20 protein-coding genes are annotated in these 20,271 nt (G+C 71.0%); 11 read left to right on the plus strand and 9 right to left on the minus strand.

Features of this window, described 5'->3' with window-relative positions; all coding sequences use genetic code 11:
• Positions 1-66 precede the first annotated feature (66 nt).
• From O7601_RS07985 to O7601_RS08020, 8 genes are read right to left on the minus strand one after another with little or no spacing between them, the layout of a single operon-like run.
• On the minus strand, positions 67-1,320 hold the full coding sequence (locus O7601_RS07985; protein ID WP_281565556.1) for an ATP-grasp domain-containing protein: 1,254 nt from the start codon (positions 1,318-1,320) through the stop codon (positions 67-69).
• Complete coding sequence (locus O7601_RS07990) at positions 1,313-2,671, minus strand: ATP-grasp domain-containing protein (protein ID WP_281565557.1); 1,359 nt, start codon at positions 2,669-2,671, stop codon at positions 1,313-1,315. Before O7601_RS07990 ends, O7601_RS07985 begins: the two co-directional genes overlap by 8 nt.
• Positions 2,668-3,948, minus strand: a complete 1,281-nt coding sequence (locus tag O7601_RS07995; RefSeq protein ID WP_281565558.1) for an aminotransferase class III-fold pyridoxal phosphate-dependent enzyme — start codon at positions 3,946-3,948, stop codon at positions 2,668-2,670. The genes O7601_RS07990 and O7601_RS07995 overlap by 4 nt, the downstream gene beginning before the upstream one ends.
• Entirely contained in the window at positions 3,942-5,462 is a 1,521-nt protein-coding gene (locus tag O7601_RS08000) for an amino acid adenylation domain-containing protein (RefSeq protein ID WP_281565559.1), read from the minus strand. The genes O7601_RS07995 and O7601_RS08000 overlap by 7 nt, the downstream gene beginning before the upstream one ends.
• Positions 5,455-6,630 carry an acyl-CoA dehydrogenase family protein gene (locus O7601_RS08005; protein WP_281565560.1) on the minus strand — a complete coding sequence of 392 codons (1,176 nt, stop codon included), beginning with the start codon at positions 6,628-6,630 and terminating at the stop codon, positions 5,455-5,457. The genes O7601_RS08000 and O7601_RS08005 overlap by 8 nt, the downstream gene beginning before the upstream one ends.
• Positions 6,627-6,893 (minus strand): phosphopantetheine-binding protein, encoded by a 267-nt coding sequence (locus O7601_RS08010; RefSeq protein ID WP_281565561.1) that lies wholly within the window; start codon positions 6,891-6,893, stop codon positions 6,627-6,629. The genes O7601_RS08005 and O7601_RS08010 overlap by 4 nt, the downstream gene beginning before the upstream one ends.
• Positions 6,894-6,916: 23 nt before the next feature.
• The gene (locus O7601_RS08015) at positions 6,917-8,167 is read right to left on the minus strand and encodes a pyridoxal phosphate-dependent aminotransferase (protein WP_281565562.1); all 1,251 of its coding nucleotides are present in this window, start codon (positions 8,165-8,167) and stop codon (positions 6,917-6,919) included.
• On the minus strand, positions 8,164-9,480 hold the full coding sequence (locus O7601_RS08020; protein WP_281565563.1) for a lysine 2,3-aminomutase: 1,317 nt from the start codon (positions 9,478-9,480) through the stop codon (positions 8,164-8,166). Before O7601_RS08020 ends, O7601_RS08015 begins: the two co-directional genes overlap by 4 nt.
• A gap of 345 nt (positions 9,481-9,825) precedes the next feature.
• Here O7601_RS08020 and O7601_RS08025 point away from each other — a divergent pair, with 345 nt between their 5' ends.
• The 11 genes from O7601_RS08025 (at position 9,826) to O7601_RS08075 (ending at position 19,233) form a co-directional block, all read left to right on the plus strand.
• Entirely contained in the window at positions 9,826-10,545 is a 720-nt protein-coding gene (locus O7601_RS08025; RefSeq protein ID WP_281565564.1) for an alpha/beta fold hydrolase, read from the plus strand.
• Positions 10,538-11,788: a glutamate-5-semialdehyde dehydrogenase gene (locus O7601_RS08030; RefSeq protein ID WP_281565565.1), complete on the plus strand. Its 1,251-nt coding sequence runs from the start codon at positions 10,538-10,540 to the stop codon at positions 11,786-11,788. Before O7601_RS08025 ends, O7601_RS08030 begins: the two co-directional genes overlap by 8 nt.
• Before the next feature lie 37 nt (positions 11,789-11,825).
• A complete protein-coding gene (locus tag O7601_RS08035) occupies positions 11,826-12,107 on the plus strand; it encodes an acyl carrier protein (protein WP_278178624.1) in 282 nt (93 codons plus the stop codon).
• Positions 12,104-13,420, plus strand: coding sequence for a TrpB-like pyridoxal phosphate-dependent enzyme (locus tag O7601_RS08040; RefSeq protein WP_281565566.1), 1,317 nt, complete (start codon positions 12,104-12,106; stop codon positions 13,418-13,420). Before O7601_RS08035 ends, O7601_RS08040 begins: the two co-directional genes overlap by 4 nt.
• Entirely contained in the window at positions 13,417-14,277 is an 861-nt protein-coding gene (locus tag O7601_RS08045) for a hypothetical protein (RefSeq protein ID WP_281565567.1), read from the plus strand. Before O7601_RS08040 ends, O7601_RS08045 begins: the two co-directional genes overlap by 4 nt.
• A complete protein-coding gene (locus O7601_RS08050) occupies positions 14,274-14,531 on the plus strand; it encodes a phosphopantetheine-binding protein (RefSeq protein ID WP_278178627.1) in 258 nt (85 codons plus the stop codon). Before O7601_RS08045 ends, O7601_RS08050 begins: the two co-directional genes overlap by 4 nt.
• Positions 14,531-15,646: an acyl-CoA dehydrogenase gene (locus tag O7601_RS08055; protein WP_281565568.1), complete on the plus strand. Its 1,116-nt coding sequence runs from the start codon at positions 14,531-14,533 to the stop codon at positions 15,644-15,646. The genes O7601_RS08050 and O7601_RS08055 overlap by 1 nt, the downstream gene beginning before the upstream one ends.
• A gap of 92 nt (positions 15,647-15,738) precedes the next feature.
• A complete protein-coding gene (locus tag O7601_RS08060; protein WP_281565569.1) occupies positions 15,739-16,248 on the plus strand; it encodes a 4'-phosphopantetheinyl transferase superfamily protein in 510 nt (169 codons plus the stop codon).
• On the plus strand, positions 16,227-17,102 hold the full coding sequence (locus tag O7601_RS08065; protein WP_281565570.1) for a hypothetical protein: 876 nt from the start codon (positions 16,227-16,229) through the stop codon (positions 17,100-17,102). Before O7601_RS08060 ends, O7601_RS08065 begins: the two co-directional genes overlap by 22 nt.
• Positions 17,099-17,623 carry a flavin reductase family protein gene (locus O7601_RS08070; protein ID WP_281565571.1) on the plus strand — a complete coding sequence of 175 codons (525 nt, stop codon included), beginning with the start codon at positions 17,099-17,101 and terminating at the stop codon, positions 17,621-17,623. The genes O7601_RS08065 and O7601_RS08070 overlap by 4 nt, the downstream gene beginning before the upstream one ends.
• A 41-nt stretch (positions 17,624-17,664) precedes the next feature.
• Positions 17,665-19,233 carry an AMP-binding protein gene (locus O7601_RS08075; RefSeq protein ID WP_281565572.1) on the plus strand — a complete coding sequence of 523 codons (1,569 nt, stop codon included), beginning with the start codon at positions 17,665-17,667 and terminating at the stop codon, positions 19,231-19,233.
• 10 nt (positions 19,234-19,243) lie between these two features.
• Here O7601_RS08075 and O7601_RS08080 read toward each other — a convergent pair whose 3' ends face one another.
• Positions 19,244-20,125, minus strand: a complete 882-nt coding sequence (locus O7601_RS08080) for a LysR family transcriptional regulator (protein WP_281565573.1) — start codon at positions 20,123-20,125, stop codon at positions 19,244-19,246.
• Positions 20,126-20,271: the final 146 nt, after the last annotated feature.

Below are 20,271 nucleotides of genomic sequence, written 5' to 3' on the forward strand. Positions count from 1 at the left end.
TCCCTCGATCGTTCGGACCACCGTGGCCGCCGCCACCGTGGCCGTGCCGCCACGGCACGTGACCGCTCACTGCCCAGGATCGATGTCGTAGAAACCGAACCCGTCGAGGTAGCAGACAGTGGCGAAATCCTGAAGCATGACCGACCGGTCCGGGTGGATCAGGCCCACCGTCACCGGCTCGCTCTCGTCGTCGACGGTCCGGACGAGCTGCTCGCCGGGCTTGAACCGCAGGGTGACCCCCTGGCAGCTCGTCAGCTCCTCGATCAGGTGCACGTGCGGGTAGCCGCGGAGCCGGCCCTCGACCGGGGAGGCGAAGAACGCCATGGCGCCGTGGTTGTCCAGGGCGTACGGCTTGCGATGCTCGGCGATGAAGCGGTCCGGGTCGGCGTATGCCTGTGCGGTGCGGTCGATCTGCGACTCGCCGGTCAGCATCACGGCGTAGCGGGCGACATCGGCGCCGCACAGTCGCGCGCCCGCCTCGACCAATCGTGGTCCGTCGACGGTCAGCATCACCTCGAGATGCACCGGACCGTACTGGATCCCCAGCGCGTTGAGCACTTGGTAGGAGTACTCGGCGATCGGCTCCCAGTCGGGGTCGGTCGGTGGTGTGGAGGTCATGCCGTTGATCCGGTCCCGGATGCCGTTGACGGTGATCTTCTGGTAGCGCCACATGTCGGTGATCCGGTGGTGGCCTCGGCAGCTGACGGTGTTCACCACGAACTCCACGCCCTGCAGGTATTCCTGGGCCACCACACTTTCGTTGGGCACGTCGAAGACGCTGTTGCGGGACATGATGTGGTGGTAGGCGGCTCGCGACTGGTCGGGCGTGTCGCAGAAGGCGACCCCGTCGTTGCGGGCGCTGCGCACCGGCTTGACCACGATCCGCCCGCCGAGCTGACGGTGCCAGTCCGCCAACTGATCCGGGCCGGCGACTTGCAGCTGCCGTGTGGTCGGCAGCCCTGCCGCCCGCAGCGTCTCGATCTGGACGAACTTGTCGCGTCGGGCCTCGCTCAGCGCGGTGCCGTTGCCGGGCAGACCGAGTGTCTCGTTGAGCTGGTCGGTGAATTCCACGCCGATCTCGCTGCCAACCACGACGGCCACTGGTCGCAGGGCTGCCAGCCGTGCCGCCAGGTGGTCAAATGTGCCGTCGTGAACGACGTTGTCGGCGTAGCCGTTTAGGTCGGCCTCGCCGTAGGAGGGCGGCGGCTGCGGCGTGGACTGGACCCGTACGCACTCCAGCCCGGCGTCAGTGAAGGCCGCCGCCAGCTTGTTGACCGCGCCGTACGGGTCGACGAGAGCGATCGTGCGCCGGTTACCCATGGTTGGTCTCCTCCAATTCGTAGAACCCGTGTCCGTCGAGGTAGCAGATGGTCTGGAAGTCCTTCTCCACGGTCGCGGCGTCTGCGTGGGCCAGCCCCACTGCGAGCGGTTCGGAACTGTCGTCAACGGTGCGGCGCAGCAGTTCACCGGGTTGTACCCGCACCGACCGGCCCTGGTAGCTGTCCAAGCGGCCGACCTGGTCGAGCAGGGGGTACCCCTTCAGCCGGCCCTCGACGGGTGAGACGAGGAAGGCCATGGCGGCGTGTCCGTCACGCCGGTAGGGCGCGTCGATCTCGGCGAGGAACCGTTCGCCGTCCAGATAGGCCTGCACGGTGCGGTCGATCTGGGACTCGCCGGTAGCGAGCACGGCGTACCGGGCGACATCCGATCCGCACAGTCGCGCGCCTACCTCGACCAGCCGAGGACCGGAGCCGGTGATGATAACTTCCAGGTGGGCGGGCCCGTACCGGATGCCGAGCGCGTCGAGCACGGCGAAGGCGTACCGGCGCAGCGTCGTCCAGCGTGAATCGGTGGGCGGCACGGAGCGGATGCCGTTGATGCGGTCGCGCACCCCGTTAATGTCGATCTTGTGGTAGTGCCAGGTGTCAGTCACCCGGTGCCGGCCGCGCCAGCTGACCGTGTTCACCACGAACTCGGTGCCGGTCAGGTACTCCTGGGCGACGACACCCTCGTTGCGGTGGCCGAAGTCATTGACCGCCGACCGGATCCGGTGGTACGCCGCGACCGACTCCGCCGGCGTGTCACAGATGTGTACGCCGTCGTTGCGGGCGCTGCGGATCGGCTTCACCACCACCCGCCCGCCGACCTTCCGATGCCAGGTCGCCAGCTGGGCCACGTCCCGTACCGACAGCTGGCGGGTGGCTGGCAGGCCCGCCGCAGCGATCGCGGCGATCTGGGCGTCTTTGGTCCGCCGCGCGTAGCTGAGCGCCGTGCCGTTGCCGGGCAGCCCGGCTGCCTCGCCGAGCGCGTCGGCGAGCTCGACTCCCTGCTCGGCGCCCGCGATCACGGCCAGCGGCCGGTACGCCGCCAGCAGGCCGACCGTCGCCGACACATCACCGTGGTGGACGATGTTCGCCGCGTAGCGGCTCAGGTCCAGCTCTCGGCGGTAGTGCTCGGGGATGTCGACGGTGCTCTGTACCCGGACGCAGTCGTGCCCGGCGTCCCGGAAGCCCTGCGCCAGCCGGCTGGCCGAGCCGAAGCCGTCGACCACGGCGACCGTGGGCCGGTCGGTCACGGCGACCGTGGGCCGGTCGGTCACGGCGACCGTGGGCCGGTCGTGCCCGGCGGTGGTTGGTCGGTCGTGCGCGCTGTTCGTGCGCCGGTCGTTCATGGCCGGCCTGCGGTGACGGTGCCGAGGGCCCGGACCAGCCGGGTCACGATCTCGTCCGCCTCGGCCTCGGTGAGCACCAGCGGCGGCATCAGGACCAGGGTGTTGTTCGTGGTGGTGAGCAGCAGCCCCGCCTCTCGGCAGGCGCGGCGGACCGCCGTCATGAAGGTCGCACCCGGCCGCTCGTCGCCGTCGCGCAGCTCGACGCCGATCATCAGGCCTGCCCCGCGTACGTCGTGGATCAGGCCGGTGCTGGCCGCCTGGTCCCGCAGTCGCTCGCGGAGACGTTCGCCGACCCGGCGCACGTGTGCGAAGAGCGATCCGTCGGCCAACTCGTCGAGCACCGCCATCCCGGCGGCCATGCCGACGGGATGGCCGTCGGCCGTGCAGCCGTGCGGGAAGACGTACTCGGGTCGGAAAATCGCCTCGTCGAAGATTGCGTCGGTGCTGACCAGGGCCGCCAGCGGGAAGTAGCCGGAGGTGATGCCCTTGCCGAGGATCAGCAGGTCGGGCAGCACCTGCCGGTCGATCATTGCCGACATCACCCCGGTCCGGCCGAAGCCCGTGGTCACCTCGTCGGCGATCAGGTGGATGTCGTGCCGGTCGCACAGCTCGCGGATCTGCCGCAACGTATTCTCCGGGGCGGCGAGCACGTCGGTCCCCATGATGGGTTCGACGATGATCGCCGTGACCCGCTCCGGACCGTGCCGGTCGACCATCCGCGCCAGCGCGTCGAGATTCCACGGCTTGACGTGGTGGACGTCTGGAGCCAGCGGCGCCTGTAAGGCGTGCATTTGCCGCTCGCCGGTCAGCGCGCTGGCGATGCCCCCGGTGCCGTGGTAGCCGTTGGTGAAGGCGATGACCTTGGTCCGGTGTGTCTCACCGCGAACCTTGCGGACGAACCGCGACAGCAGGACGGCGGCGCTGGTCATCTGCGAGCCCGTGCTGCCGAAGCGGACGTGGTTGAGCGGGTCCGGCAGCGTGCCGACGAGGCGGCGGGCGTACTCCAGCGCCACCTCCGGCGGTTCCTCGTATCGGATCACCTGAGCCACGGGCAGCCGGCGAAGTTGCTCGCACATCGCCTCCACTACCCGTTCGGCCTGGTAGCCGAGCGTGGTGTTCCACATCGCGGCTCGGGCGTCCAGGTACCAGGTGCCGGCGGCGTCCTGCACCCAGCATCCCTTGCCCTGGGTGACAGCGGTGCGTGCGATGCGGCCGTCGTCGATCGCCGGGCGGGTGACGGAGTTGTACCAGAGGGCGTCGTGGGGATCTCTCAACACGCCAGGGCCTCCAGCTTCCTACGGTCGAGCTTGCCGTTGTCGTTGCGGGGGAACAGCTCTACGGACGCGATCCGGGCCGGCACCATGTACCCGGGCAGGCGGGTGGCCACCCAGCGGGCCAGGTGCTCGGCCGGCAGGGCATCGCCCACGTACAGGGCGCGCAGGTCGACGCCGTCGAAGAAGACGGCCGCGTCCTCGACCTCGGGGTGGCGGCGGAGCACCGCCTCGATCTCGCCCAGCTCCACGCGGTAGCCGTGCACCTGGACCTGCGAGTCGAGCCGGCCCAGGTGGGTCAGCACACCGCCGTCGTCGACGACCCGATCACCGGTGCGGTACCACAGATGCTCCGGCGGCGGATCGGATCCGGGATGGGCGGTGGCGGTCCGGCCCGGAGACCAGCGCACGAAGCGGTCGGCGTTATTGGCCGGGTCGAGGTAACCGGCGAAGCGCTGCGGTCCACGTACGCACAGCTCGCCCTCGCGTGCTGGATGACCCTGCTCGTCCAGGACCACGTACTCCAGATGCGGCAGGCAGTGGCCGATGGGGACGGTGCCGTTACGGGTCTGCGGCCAGTCCGCCGGGTCGGCGGGCAGCCGGTGCACGGTGCAGGTCACGGTCAGTTCGGTGGGCCCGTACAGGTTCTCGATCACTGCCTCGGGCGCTGCCCGGTGCCAAGCCGCTGCCTGGTCGTAGGTGAGCTGCTCCCCGGCGAACAACCCCCAACGCAGGTCCGGCATGCAGCCGGCCGGCAGGCGTCGCATCCGGCCGGCGAGGGAGACCACCGACGGTACGGAGAACCAGTGGGTAACCCCGTGCCGGTTGACGAAGGCCGTCGGATCGGCCAGCTCCTCGCGGCGGGGCACTACCAGGGCGCCGCCACCGGTCCAGGTGACGAACATGTCGAACACCGACGGGTCGAAGGTCAGGTCGAAGGTCTGGCTGAGCCGGCTACCCGGGCCCACGTCGTAGCGCGCGACGTGGTGCTCGACGTACGGCCGCACGTTGTCGTGGCGGATCGGCAACCCCTTCGGCACACCCGTCGATCCCGAGGTGAAGAGAATGTAGGCGGTCGCGTCGACGGCCGGTCCCGGCCCGTCGTTGGTACTGGCCGGCTGGCTCTGCCGGCCCACCACTTGCCCGCTCGGTGCGGCCTGCACCAGCGGGGCGCGCACCGGCCCCAGTGACGCGCTCATCGTGGTGTCCACGAGAACGGTCCAGAGGCCGGCCCGGGTCGCGATCGTCGCATTGCGGTTCGGAGGGAAGATCGGATTCAGCGGTACGACCGTCCCGCCAGCCCGCAGGATCGCCAGGTAGCCGGCGTACGCGAGCGGGCTGCGGGCGGCGAGCAGCCCGACCCGCGCCCCGGCCGGCAGCGGGCCGAGATCCGCAGCGAGGCTGTCGACGAGCGCGTTCAGCTCGCGGTAGGTAAAGGTGACGTCGCCGACCAGCAGTGCCGGCTGGCCCGGGTGCCGGCGGACCGTCGCGGCGAACCAGTCGTACATGGTGTCAGACATGACGTACCTCGCGATCCATGAGCACCAGGGCACCGTCGGCCGCGTGCAACCGGTCGTTGCTGTAGTTCAACGGCGCCGATCGCAGGTCCCGCAGGGCCCGCTCCAGCGCGAGATCCGAGTCACGCAGGTAGCCGTGTCGCATGCCGAGTAGCTCGACGAGGTCGTCGACCGCCGCCGGGCACTGTTCCGAGGCGGTCAGCTTGACCGCGTTGGTCAGCAGCTGCACCCCGACGGATGTCGGGTCGGCGGTGGTGTTCAGGACCGCGACGGTGTGACTCACCAGGGCGTGCACGGTGTCCAACCGCTGCCGGACCCGGGACAGCCGGTGCAGCAGCAGCTCGGAGTCGAGGTTGCGGCGGCCGCGCTCGGCACGTAGCAGGGTGACCACGCGGCTGAGGGCGCCGTCGGCCGTGCCCAGCCAACACGCGGCCCAACCCAGGTGCGCCATCGGGGCGAACGTCCGTACGGCGATGTTCCGGAACCCGCCATGCCCACCGATCACCTGCCCGACCGGGAGGTCGCCGCGCAGGTGCAGCGGCCCGCTGTCCGTGGCTCGCATGCCCATCGGGTTCCAGCCGCCCTTGACGCTGACTTGCATCTGGTCCCGCTCGGCGTAGAGCAGCGACAGCTGGGTGGGGGAGGTGGCGTCGGGGGCCTGCATAGTGATGAGAAACGCGTCGGCGTCCTGGCCGCCGGTGACGATCGGGGCGAACCGGTCCACATGCAGCACCGCTCCGTTCCCGGTCAGCGCGGTGCCGGAGGAGAGCAGGTGTCCCCCGGTGGCCGCCTCGGTGGTCACCGAGGCCAGGTAGAGCTCGCCGCGGGCGATCCGGGGCAGCAACTTCTCCCGCAGCGGGCCGCCGTCGCGGACGATGGCGGCGACCTGCTGGCAGTGCATCGTGAAGATCATCCCGACCGACATGCAGGTACGCGAAAGCCGGCCGCTGACCGCGACCAGGTCGGCCAGGTCGCCGCCGGCGCCGCCGTGCTCGGCGGGCACCATCAGGCCCAGCAGCCCGGTGGCGCGCATGGCCGCCAAGGCCTCCACCGGGAACCGGGCGTCGCGGTCGCATTCGGTGGCGTGTCGGGCGGCGACCTCGACGACCTCGGCGACCGCGCGGTCGAGATCAGCGGCACCCCAGGTCGGGCGGGTCACGGTGGCGGTCATGCCGGAGTCCCGCTTCCCAGCGCGGCCCGCTCGAACAGGGCGGTCAGGGTGTCCATTCGGGTCAGGTTGTCTGGAGTCAGTTCGACCGGGTCGACCTCGACGTCGAGGCGTTCCTCGATGCGTTCGACAACCTCCACGATCCGGAACGAGTTGAAGGTCGGCAGGGCGGTCAGGGTGGGGGTGGTGTGCAGGATGTCCGGGTCGACGCCGAGGACCTCGGCGGTGACCTCGGTGACGGTGGTGCGGACGGTGGATCGGTCCATGGTGTCTTCTCCCCGGGGTGCGGTCAGGCGCCGAGCTTGGCGAAGCTCTCTTCGACGCGGGTCAGGGTGTCGGCGACGTGCGGTAGGGCCAGCGGATTCTCGGCGGCGAGGGCGGCCTCTTGCTCCTCGTCGGTGTCGCCGTACAACATGCTGGTGGCGGCCTTGAAGCGCAGCGCGTCCGGATCGTCGCCGAGCAGGTGGCCGGCGAGTACCGCCAGGCCGAGTTCGTCGAGCAGGTGGCGGGCCAGCGACGCCGAGTCGGTCACGCCGCGTAGGTGCAACGTCTCCCGCAGCGGCGCGAAGTCGGGGTAGACGTAGAAGGCCCCGGTCGGCGGTCGGCAGGTGGCCCCGGCCGCCACGGCCGCGCGGTGCACCGCGCGGGCCACCGCGCCGTGCAGCCGGGCGCTGGCCGCCAGCCGCTGCCGGATCTCCGGCGGCTCGTCGAAGGCGTACGCCGCCACCTGCTGCGTCGGACCGGCCAGGGTGGACCACAGGTCACTGGCCACGCTGATCAGCCCGTCCCTCAACCGGCGTCCGGCGGCGTCCGGCGGCACCCGCAGAGCGCCGATCCGCCAGCCACCCAGCGCCAGTGACTTGGACAGGCCGGTCGTCACCACGGTCCGGTGCGGGACCAGCTCGGCGGGACTCACGAATGGCGTCTCCGGCCGGTGCAGCACGTCGCGGTAGATCTCGTCCGAGACGATCGTCAGCTCCTCGGCCTCGGCGATCGCGCACACCTCGCCGATCAGCTCCGCGCCGGCGAGCGTACCGGTCGGGTTGTCCGGCAGGGTGAGCACGACGATCCGCGGGTCACCGCCGTCGCGGCGGGCCGCCGAGATCGTCTCCCGCAGTGCGGTGGGCTCGGGGACGCCGCCGCAGCTATCCGGGATCGGCACGCCCCAGACCCGCTTGCCGGCCATCCGCGCCTGGGGGGCGTAGGAGTTCCAGCAGGGGCGGGGCAACAGCACATCGCCGGGCAGGACCAGGTTCAGCGCCATCAGCAGCGGCTTGCTGCCGGGCCCGAGGATCACCTGCTCCGGGCCGGTGGGCAGGCGCCGCCGCCGGAAGTAGCCGGCCACCGCCGCCCGGGCGTCCGGTGCCCCGGCGACCGGGCCGTACGCGTTACGGAACGCGCCCGCGCACAACTGCTCCACCAGCGGCCCGAAGGCGGGCAGGCGAGACTCGCCGAAACCCAGGTGGATGACGGAGCGGCCCTCGGCGCGCAGGCGTGCGACCCGCTCGTTGAGGGCGAGATTCGGTGACATGGAGGTCATGACCGCACCGCCGTTCGGATGTCATCGGGCACGTCGGGGGCGAGTTCCAGTTCGCTGAGCCAGGCCGCGCCGGTGTGGTAGTGGGCCCGGAACGGGCGGCCGACCAGCGCGGGGTTGCGGGCCTGGAGCATCCGCAGCTGGAAGCAGCGGCCGTCCGGGTAGCTCTCGACACCGTCCACGACCACCTTGCCGGCGGTGGTCGACATGACCGGCCCGCGGACGGTCCGGGCGAGTCCCGGCAGCGTGCGGTACGCGGCGTGGAAAATCTCCACCGCCCGAGCCAGCGGCACCTTGAAGTAGTCGTATGGGCCGGTGTCGCGCTCGACGAACATGTAGTACGGCACCGCTCCGGCGGCCAGCTCGGCCCGCCACAACTCCGCCCAGACGTCGGCCTGGTCGTTCACGTGCGAGACCATTGGGGCCTGGCAGTAGATCACCGCTCCGGTGGACCGGATCCGGCGCAGCGCGGTCGCCACCAGGGGCGTGCGCAGTTCACACGGATGGGTGAAGTGCGCCATCACCGCGACCTGCTTGCCGGCCGCGATGATCCGCCCGAACAGGCGCAGCAACTCGTCGCTGTCCGCGTCGCTGACGTACCGCTGCGGCCAGTAGGCCAGCGACTTGGTGCCGATCCGGACGGTCTGGACCGTCGGCACGTCGAGCAGCGGTTCGAGATGGCCGCGCAGCCGCTCGGTGCTCATGATCATCGGGTCGCCGCCGGTGACCAGCACGTCACTGACTTCGGGGTGGTCCCGCAGGTAGTCCACCAGCCGGTCGGGACCGGGGGTGGCGAAGCGCAGCGCGGGATCGCCGACGAACTGTGCCCAGCGGAAGCAGTAAGTGCAGTATGAGTGGCAGGACTGGCCCTGGGTCGGGAAGTAGAGCACGGTCTCCCGGTACTTGTGCTGCAGGCCGGGTAGACGCTCGCCCCGGTGCATCGGCACGTTGTACTCCCGCTGGCCGGACGGGTGCGGGTTCAGGCCGGCGCGGATGCGGGCGACCACGGCGGCGACCTCCCGGGCGGCGGATCCCGAGTGCACCACGGCGGCCAGCGCCTGCTCGTCTTCGGCGGAGAGCATGCCGCGCTGGGGGAAGACCAACCGGAACATCGGGTCCTCCTCGGGCCGCGTCCAGTCGATCAGGTGGTCGAGGACGTATTCGTTGACCCGGAACGGAAAGACGTGCGCCAGCAGGGCGATTTCTTCGCGCAGGTCGGGGCGCAAGCCGTACCGGCCGGCGATGTCGTCGATTTGGCGCGGACCGAAGGCCCGGAAACGGGTGACGGCCACGGGATGATCGAGCATCAGTGTCATACGAATTCCTTCGTTCAGGACTTTGGCGGAATGCCCAATTGACGCTGACCAATTGCGTCGGGTGGCGGTCGCGGCGTCCACCGCCAACTACCCCTACACGAGTGCGCTAACCGGTATGACGGAATCTCCCGATCAACCTCTCTCATGACGCGATCAAAGGTCTCGATGGCTCGTCTGGTAGCAGGGCCGATAACTTTGTCTGAGTCGGTCATCAAGATATTCAATCGATCAGAAGGGCGGCATTGTTTATGGCTGCGGTAAGCACGGAAATAGACCTACGTCAGGTCCAACACCCCTAAGGAGTGCGTCGCCCATGAATCTCGCCACTGGTTGCGGGTGGAAGCAGTGAACGGCCTGGACGGCACGCAGCCGATGCTGCTGCCGATGGGCCGGCCCCGGTCCGGCATGTCTAGCGTCCTGATCCACCCAGCCGGCGGCGGCCTCGGTGCGTACGCGGGCGTGGTGCTGAAGCTGGGCCGCCGTGGGCCGGTGTTCGGCATCCGCGGCCACGGGCTCGCGCCGGGCGAGACGCCGGACACCACCGTCGCCGCGATGACCGACCGGTACCTGAACCTGCTGGACAGCCTGCCCGACCCGCCGGACCTGCTGTTCGGTTGGTCGCTGGGCGGCGTCGTGGCGTGGGAACTGGCGTCGCGGCTGCGTTCCTCGTCGGGCCGGCGACCCCGGGTCGTCATGGTCGACAGCCCCTCGGCCGGCATCGACCGCGACCCGTCGGCCGCGCGGCGCTGGCGCGAGCGGGTCCGCGCGTCCCTTACCGAGAACGGCGGATTTCCCGCCGACCGGGTCGCCCAGACGGTCGAGGCCCACCTGGACGCGGTCACCGCCTACCGGGTGGCGGGCCGGCACGACTGCCCGACCCTGCTGCTGCCCTGTGCGCAGGAGGAGAATGTCGCTCATCTTGCGGCGTGGCGATCAGCGACGTCACAGCTGACGGTGTGTCCGCTGCCCGGTGGGCATTTCACCGCCTTCGACCGCGAACGGCTGCCGCTGCTTCTCGGTCACCTCGACGCGTTCCTCACCGCGACGGAGGTGACCCGTGCCTGACGAACTGCTGGCCACCGCGCGGGCGGCGTACGCCGCCGCGCCGCCGGTAGGCGACTCCGCCTACCACCGTTACTGCCGGGCGTTCGCCCGGCGGCTCGTCGCCGACTGGCCACTGATCGTGGCGGCCAACGACGACGACGTCGCCGAGGCCGAACGGGCCGGCATGGCCCCCACCCTGGTGAACCGGCTCCGGCTGACCGACGACCACCGGGACCGCATGGTGGCGCTGACCGGACAGGCCCGGCGGGAAGTCGAAACGGTGGTCGAGGTCGAGGTCCCGGTCACCGGCGCGGCGCGGACGGTGCACCGGGTGCCCCGCCCGCTCGGCGTCGTGCTGATGGTCTACGAGGCCCGGCCGACGGTCACCGTCGACGGGGCGCTGCTGCCGGTCATGGTGGGCAACGCCGTCCTGCTGCGCGGCGGGCGGGAGAATGCCGCCACCAACGCCGCGCTGGAGCGGACCGTACACGCCGCGTTGGCCGAGGCCGGGCTGCCGACCGGGCTGGTCACCGTCCTCGACGACCCGCACCGGCGGCTGCTGCGCGCCCTGCTGAAACGGCCCGACCAGGTGGACGTGGTGATCCCACGTGGCAGCCCGGCGCTGGTCGACGCCTGCCGGACCAGCGCCATTCCGCTCATCGCCAGCGGTGGCGGGGTCAACCACCTGTACGTGCACCGCAGCGCCGACCTCGACCTGGCGGCCCGGGTGACGCTGGACAGCAAGCTTCCCGAGCCCGCCGGCTGTACCTCGGTGGAGACGGTGCTGGTCGACCGGGCCGTCGCCGAGGCATACCTGGAGGCGCTGGCCCGGCGGCTCAAGGAGGTCGAGGCGACGCTGACCCTCCGGGTGGACCCCGGGGTCGGCGTCCCGGTGGCACCCGGGCTGCGGACCGAACCGCTAGGACCGTACGACATCGGCCGGGAATTCCTCGAACCGGTGGTCGCACTGGTCGGCGTCGACGGTCCGGCCACGGCCCTGGAGCACATCCGTGCGCACGGCTCCGGACACACCGAAGGAGTCCTCGCCCGCGATCCGGAGGTCACCGACACGTTCCGGCGCGGTGTCGACGCCGCCATGGTGGTCGTCAACGGCTCGCTGCGGCTGCACGACGGTCCCACCCTCGGCCTGGGCGCCGAGATCGCCATCGCCACCGGTCGGCTGCACGTCCGGGGTCCGGTGACCCTCGCCGCGCTCGTCACCTACAGCTATGTCACCGACGCTTCGGGGGCGCTGCGCGGCTGACCCGTGTCCTGTCCGTTCGTCCCTGGAGAGGGAGATCATGCCTGCGTACCTGTCAATCGACCGGTCGGCCGTCGCCACCGTCGTCAAGAAGATCGTCGTCGCCGAGTCACGCCTGTCCGTTCCGCCCGACGCCATCGCCGACGACGAACCGCTCGTCGGCGACCTGTTGCACGTCAACTCACTCGGCTTCGTCGGCATGCTCGTGCGGATCGAGGACGAGTTGGACGCGACGCTGCCGGACGACCTCTTCGTGGGCCGCAGCTTCCGCACCGTCGGCGACCTGATCGACGTCGTGACCGCCGCGGAGGTGCAGCCGTGACCACCGAGGTGCCCACCCGCTGGCGCAGCGTCCTGCCGTACCTGGCCGAGCCGCTGCCGCCGGACGTCACGCCGCGACGCGAGGGCGGCGAAGTCAAGATCAATATTCCCGTCGAGCTGGTCCGGCACAGCGTCTCCACAAGGGAGTACTGGGACATCCCCGCCCCCGTCGTGCAGCGGTACCGGCAATACCGGCCGACCCCGCTGTGGCGCGCCCGCGGCTTCGAGGAGGCCGTCGGCGCGCGGGTGCCGATCTACGTCAAGAACGAGGGCGTCAACATCTCCGGCAGCCACAAGCTCAACACCGCCCTCGCCCAGGCCCACTACTACCGTCAGGCCGGCGTCGAGGAACTGGTCACCGGCACCGGCGCCGGCCAGTGGGGCACCGCGATGGCCGCCGCGTGCGCCCTGTTCGGGCTCCGCTGCCGGGTCTTCATGGTGGAGTCCAGCCTGCGTCGCAAGCCGTATCGGGGGGTGCTGATGCGGATGCTCGGCGCCGAGGTGCACGCCAGCCCCAGCGGCCTGACCAAGGTCTCCGCCAGCGAGGAACTCGCCGCCGGCAACAGTCTCTCCCTCGCCATCGGCGAGGCGGTCGAGTACGCCGCCGACCACGACGGCGTCGCGTTCTGCATCGGCAGTGGCGAGACCTACAGCATCCTGCACCAGTCGGTGATCGGGTTGGAGGCGGCCGACCAGCTCGCCGAGCTCGACGCGCGGATCGACACGGTGGTCGGCTGCGTCGGTGCCGGTTCCAACTTCGGCGGCATCGCGCTGCCGTTCCACGCCGCCGCCCGGGCCGCCGGAGCCGAGGGGCCCCGGCTGGTGGCCGCCGAGTCCAGCAGCACCCCGAAACTCACCCGGGGCGTCTACGCGTACGACAAGACCGACGCGACGGGCAGCGGCCCGATGGAGGCGATGTACACCATCGGCAGCGACTACCAGATCCCCGACGCGCACACCGCCGGCCTGCGCTTCCACGGGGCCGCGAAGCTCATCTCCGCGATGCGGCACACCGGTGACGTGGACGCGGTGGCGGTCAGCCAGGCCGACGCCCTCGACGCCGGACGACTGCTCACCCGGCACGAGAGCCTCCTACCCGCGCCCGAGTCCGGGCACGCCCTGGCCGCGGCCGCGCGGATCGCCGCCTCCGGCGAGGCCCACCAGGGCGTGCTGGTCTGCGTGAGCGGGCACGGCTACCTGGACCTAGCCGCGTACGAGCACTTCCTCGCCGGCGGCGTGGAGGACCAGTCCCCGCCCGACGAGGCACTGGCCCGCGCGGTGGCCAATCTGCGGCCGGTGGGAGCACCGTCGTGACCGCCGCCGTCGCCACCGGGGTCCGTACCGAACTGCTCGACTGCATCCAGGCCAACCTCGCCGTCCTCGCCGACCGGTGGGGCGAACCGGGGCGCCACCTCGCCCTCGGCGCGACTCTGCGCTTTCAGCCGCGTCTCGGTACCGACGGGCTACCCACCGTCGACCCGCCGGTGCGCCAGCACCTGGCCGAGCTGACGGGGCACGTCGGCCTGGTCGCCCAGCGAGAGCACCGCCACCTCGACCCGGCCGGCCTGCGCGTGATGGCGGAACGGGCCGCAGTGGTGTATGCCGTCGGCGACAGCTACCACATGCCGTGGCTCCCGTACGCCGGCCACAGCCACATGGAGCACAGCTACCTCGTCGCCCTGCACGGCGAGGAGGCGCTGATCGGCGATGCCTACGACAACGAGACCGCCTGGGGTCCCGCGCGCCCCGGCAGCTGGACGCTGCCGTGGGCGCGGCTGCCCGTCACCGATCTGGCCGTGGTCTACACCGTCACGGACGAGTACCGAGCGCCCGCCCTCTCGGTACGCCTGGACGACCCGGCCGCCTACCTGGAGGCGTACGCGCGGTGCGGTGACCCGGTCGCCGCGGCCCGGCGGCTCACCGCCGAGACGTGGCTTATGAGCCGAGCCCGCAAGCTGCACGCCGCGTACCGCCTGCACCGGGGGGAGAGCCTGGACGCGGAGGCGCACCTGCGCCGCTGGGACCAGCTCACCGCCACCGCCTTCATCGCCCTGCGCCGGGTGGAGCGGGGTCGGCCCGCACCCGGCACGCTGCTGACCGACCTGGCCGCAGCCCTCGCCGCCGACCGGGACGTCTTCGCGACCCGGCCCGACCACCTGGAGAAGCCGTGAACCAGACCTTTCAGGACCTGCTCGTCCCCTACCTGCCGTACCTCAACGGTCGACCGGTCACCGAGGAGAGCCGCCTGCACGACCTCGGCCTCAACTCGATGAAGGCCATCGACCTGCTCTTCACCATCGAGGACGAACTCGGTGTGTCGCTGCCCGACGAGGATCTCAACGACTCGACCTTCGCGACCGCCGGCAGCCTGTGGCGCGCGGTGGAGCGGGCCGGTGCCGGCCAGCACACGAAGGTGGTCGTCTGATGACGCTCCCGACGGTGCTGGACGATCCGGCGGCGGACGCACCCCGGGTCCTCGACGCCCTCGGTCCCGGCGCGACCGGGCCGGACGCGTGGCGGGCACTGGGCGCCGCGGGCCTGCTCGCGCAGGTGTACCGCGACGGTGATCCCCGGCAGGGGGTGGACCCGGCCGCGCTCGGCGCGCTGCTGACCGCCGTCGACGAGCGCTGCCCGGTGGGGACCACGCTCGCGGTCTGCGTGCCGTTGGCCACCTGCCTGCCGCTGCTGGCCGGCGTGGCCGGTCCGGCCGCCCGGACGCTGGCGGACGCGCTGCGCGGCGACGCCGTCGTGGCCCTGGCCGCCACCGACGATGTCGCCGGTTGCGACCTGGCCTCGCTGGGCACGACCGTGACGCTGCACGAGGACCACGTGGAGCTCACCGGGACCAAGCGCTGGATCACCAACGCCACCCGGTGCGACGCGCTGCTGGTCCTCGCCCGGCACCGGCCCGGCCCGCACTTCACCAACTTCACCTGGCTGCTGGTACCCGCCACCGCTCCCGGCGTACGCGCCGAGGCGGCCGAGACCGACCTCTTCGACGGCTCGGGCGCCGGGCATCTCTCCTTCGACCGGGTCCGGCTCGGTCGCGACCACGTGGTCGGCGGGATCGGTCGGGGCATGAGCGGATTCGCCGCCCACATCGCCGTCGAACGGCTCGCCGGGGCGCTGTGGGCGGTAGGGCTTTGCCGGCGGGTCCTGGCGGACACCCTGCGCTACCTCCAGGACCGCCGGTACGGCGACGGCACCCTCTGGCACCTGGAGGGCGTCCGCCAGCGGTACGCAGCCGCCCTGCTGTGCGCCCGACAGCACCGGGCGCTCACCGACAGCCTGGCCGGGACCGTGGCGTCCGGCCGGGACGCGCCCGCCGCAGCGATGCTCAAGGCCAGCGCCGCAGGCACTCTCGAACGGGTTCTCGACGAGTGCGCCCACCTCCAGGGCGCGTACGGCTTCCGGACAGGTGGGCCGCAGCAACTGCGCGCCCAGGCCGCCCTATTCGGCATCGGCGGCGGCACGACCGAGGTCGTGCTGTCGGTGATGAGCGGTGCCGCCACCGACATCCTCGCGGGGCTGGACCGATGAGGGCGTGTGAAGTCGGCCCTGGGGTCTGGGCGGCAGCGGGCGGCGTCACGACCGACGGCACGACGCGGGCGGACCGCGCCGCGGCCGGGGAGATGGCACCCTGGCGGGCCCGGCAGTTCCTCGGCGGGCGGGCCCTGCTGAGGTCGCTGCTCGCCGAGGTGGTGCCGCCAGCCGCGGGAGCAGACCTGGTGCCCGGCCCGAACGGCAAGCCGGTGCTGGCCGGCTGGCCCGGCGTGGGCGTTAGCATCTCCCACGACGAGGAAGACGTGGCGGTCGGCGTGGCCAGCGGCCGTCGGGTCGGTGTCGACGTGCAGACGCCGCCGGACCCGGTCCCGTCGCCGATGCTGCGCCGGTGCGCCCGCGCCTATCTGGACGAGCTGGCCGCGCTGTCGCCGTACCGGCGCAATCGGGTCTTTACCGAGATCTGGACCGTCCAGGAAGCCTGCGTCAAGGTCGACGGCTCGGGCATCGGCGGTCGTCCATGGCGTATCGACGTGCCACCGGATCAGGACGAGGGCGCCTGGCGCGGGCTGCGTTGGCGCAAAATACGCGACCTTGCGGGCCCGCCCGTGGCGTGCGCGTGGGACGGCAGGCACCGATGATGCCGGAACTGTCCTGCTACACGACCGCCCTCGTCGATCATCTCGGACCGACCGCCGCGGACCGGCTCGCCGACTCGGTGCGTCTCTGGGTCCACCTCGACGCCCCGGACGGCGCGCTGGCCTTCTCCCACCACGACCGCGTCGACGACGGGGTGCTGGCGTACGCGTCCACCGGCGACTGGGCCACCGCTCGTGCGGCACTCGGCCGGCAGCTCGCCGAGCACGGCTCGGTGATCGTCGTGGGCAACACCTATCACCTGCCCTGGTCGCCGCAGCATCGATCACAGTCGGTCAGCCACTGGTTTGTCCTGAAAGAGCACCGGGACGGTCGGTGGCGGGTGAGTGACCGGTTCGCCGCGCTGCTGCCCGCCGGTGAACAGCGACCCTTCACGGGGTGGCTCGACGACGACACGCTGCGGGCCGCGCTGACGCCGCTCGGCCGGCGTGACACGCACCAGCACAACCGGGACGTCTACGCATTGGGCGTCCCCACCGAGGTGGGCGACCCCAGCCAGTACCGGTGGCTACGCCCCGGCGGCGGTGGAGAGGTCACGTGGCCGGGCGAGTGGCTGCGCGAGCCGGCGGCGGCGCTGGCCGGGCTGCGTGACCGGTTTGTCGCCGATGGGCAGGCCCTGGATCGGCACGCCGACGACCTGTGGGCGGCCGCCCGGCACCACGGTCACCGGCTGACCCGGCGCGGCGAACCCACGCTGGCCGCCACCTGGGCTCAGCTACCCAAGGCGCTACGGTTCGCCGCCGACTCCGCCCGGCGCGGTCGCCCTCGGCACGGAGTGCTCACCGAGGCGTTCGACCGGCTCATCGAGCTGACGACCAGGACAGAGGTGTACCGATGATCAGCCTTGAGACGGCAGTCGACGAGCGGGCCTTTCGCACCGCCATGTCCCGGCTGGGCAAGTGCGTCGCGATCACGACCGCGCTCGGTCCCGGCGGCCCGGTGGGATGCACCACCACCTCGCTCATGTCGCTGTCGGTGGCGCCGCCGAGTGTGCTGCTGGCCTTTCGGACCGGTGGCCGTACCCTCGCCGACCTGCTCGCGGCCGGCCGCTTCGCGGTCAACGTGCTCTCCCGCGACCAGGACGCGCTGGTCCCCCGCTTCGCCGCCGGCAGCGCCCGGGACCGCTTCGACGCGGTGGAGTACCGCCTGCACCACGGCGTGCCACTACTGCGGGGCGTCGCCGTGACGATGGTCTGCCAGCTACGCGAGTCCCTCACGGCCGTGGACCACACACTGGTCGTCGGCACCGTGTGCGAGCTGCGCACCGGCGCGGACGAGCCGCTGGTACTCGTCGGTGGGCGACCGCACCGCGCCGTGCCCGAGGCCCCCGTACCGCCGGTCCCCGCCGGCAACTGCTGATTGCGCCGATCCCCGCCGCCAACCGCTGAGCAGGAGGCCCCATGTCCCCGCAACGACCCCGTGTAACGCACCGTCCCGACGAACGGTTCGACGAGTTTCTCCTCGCCGCGGCGCGTACGCTGCCGGAGAAGCCGGCCGTCGTGGAGTACGTCGACGGCGGCACCCGGCACACCACCTTCGGCGAGCTGGCCGCCGCCACCGAGCGCCACGCCGCCGCACTGGACCGGTACGGCCTTGACGTCGGCGATCGGGTGATGGTGGTCTCGGACACCTCGGCGGAGGCCATCGCGCTCCTGCTGGCCTGCTCGTCGCGGGGGCTGCCGTTCGTGCCGGTGAGCCCGGAGACGCCGGCCGAGCGGCGGGCCGCGATCGCGGACCTCGCCGAACCCACGCTGTGCCTGTTCGCCACCCCGCCCGCCGACACCGGTCCCCGAGAAGGCTGGTTCGGACCCGACGGTATCCACGTGCCGATCCCGCCGGAGCCCCGGCCACGCCGGCGCCGGACGGTGACGCCGACCGACCCGGCCTACATGATCTTCACCTCCGGAACCACCGGTCGACCGAAGGGCGTAGTGATGAGCCACCGGGCGGTGGTTTCCTTCTACCGTGGCATGCTCGCCGAGCGCATCGTCGCAGTAGATGACCGGGTGGCCTCCACTGCACCGCTCCAGTTCGACTTCTCGTTGCTCGACATCGGCCTGGCCCTGGGCAGCGGCGCGGCGGTCGTACCGGTGCCGCGGACGCTGCTGCGCTGGCCCACCCGCTTCCTCAAGGTCCTGTGTACTACCCGGGCCACCCAGGTCAACGGCGTTCCGTCGATCTGGCGGCAGGCGCTGCGCCACGTTCCCGATCAGATCGCCGAGCTGACCGACCTGCGCGGCGTGCTGTTCTGCGGCGAGGACTTCCCGCTGCACGAGTTGCGCCTGCTTCAGCAGTTGCGTCCGGCGGCCCGGCTAATCAACTGCTACGGCGCGACCGAGTCGATGGCGGCCAGCTTCGCCGACGTGCCGAACCCGCTGCCCGAGGAGCTCGACCGGCTGTCGATCGGCTCTGGACACGTCGGCGCCGAGTTGCTTGTCGTACGGGAAGGCGAAGCGATCAAGGAGGTCGGTGCCGTCGGCGAGATGTACCTGCGCAGCCCGGCGCTATTCTCCGGCTACTGGGGCGACGCCGAGGCGACCGCCGCCGCCCTCGTGCCCGACCCGGTCGAACCGCGCTCCGGCGACCGGGTGCTCCGCACCGGTGACCTGGCCTACCGGGGGGAGGACGGCGAGCTGCGGTTCTGCGGACGGGTTGATTCGCAGGTGCAGATCCGCGGCAACCGGGTGGAGTTGGCCGAGGTGCAGCGGCGGTTGCTCAAGTTTCCGGGTGTGGCCGAGGCCGTGGCAGTCGTGGTGACACCGCCGGATCGGGAGCCGGAGCTCGCCGCGTTCGTGGTTCTCGCCGCCGACGCGCCGCCGGTCGAGGAGAGCGACATCATGGCCTTTTGTCTGCGGTCGATGCCGTCGTACATGGCACCGAGCCGGATGCGCGTGGCCGATGCGCTGCCGGTCAACCAGCACGGCAAGACCGATCAGCGCAAGCTGCTCGCCGCGCTCATTGGGCAGTGACGGGGCAACTTTAGTCCTCCCGGATCACCTGTTCGGCGGCGGCGAGCACGACCTGCAAGGCGGTGTGGGGCATGCTACCGCGCCGCCACACCGCCTGGGTGAACGTCTGGATCGGCGGTCTCCAGGGCACCTTGCGCAGGACGCCTGCTGCGATATCCCGGGACACTGCTACCTCGGGTAGCAGCCCGGCGCCCACCCCGTTCGCGACGCTGCGCTTGACCGCCTCCAACGAATTCAGTTTCAACATTCGGCGGGGTGGGGCCGGGAAGGGCTTGCCCTGGAGCGGGAAGGTCAGGCAGTGCCGGGAGTCGACGTCGGAGCAGACCAGCATCGTGCTGAAGATGTCCTCAGTGTCGGCGGGCTGGCCGGGACCGTTCTCCGGCGCTGCCACCAATGCCAGAGGTTCCGGCCGGAGAATGCTGAATTCGAGATCCTCGTGGGACTGCTCTACCCCGATCAGAAAGGCGCAGTCCAACTGCCCGTCGCAGAGGCGGCTCAGGGCGTCCTGCGGCTCTAAAGAATGCAGTGAAAAATCAATCTTCGGATAGCGTACGCATAGGTATTCGATCAGCGGCAGCAGTCGGTGGTTGGTCAGAGTCTCCGGTGATCCCACGCTCACCCGTCCGTGGGGCTCACTGGGGACAGCGACCGCCTGTTGTGCCTCCTCCGCCAACCGGACGATCTCGCGGGCATAGGGGAGGAGAGTTCGACCGCTCGTGGTGGGCCGGACCCGGCCGGGCATCCGCTCCAAGAGGACCGCATCGAGGGACCGCTCCAGAGTCTTGATCCGATGGGTGATCGTGGGTTGGCTCACTCCCAACCGGACCGCCGCCCCGGTGAAACTTCCGGTGTCCACCGTGGTTAGGAGCGCCCGTAGTTGACGAATTTCCACAGCATTCTCCCGCAGCGCGAACCATGCCCGGATGTGCCGAGCGTCGACCGAAAACCGATATTTTGCTGAAATTGGCAAGTGGCTTTTTCAAGGCGATGGTGTAACGCGCCCGGCAATTGCCATGTGTAAATATTTCATGACCGACC

It is taken from the genome of Verrucosispora sp. WMMD573 (assembly GCF_027497175.1).
In the GTDB taxonomy this organism is placed as follows: Bacteria; Actinomycetota; Actinomycetes; order Mycobacteriales; family Micromonosporaceae; genus Micromonospora.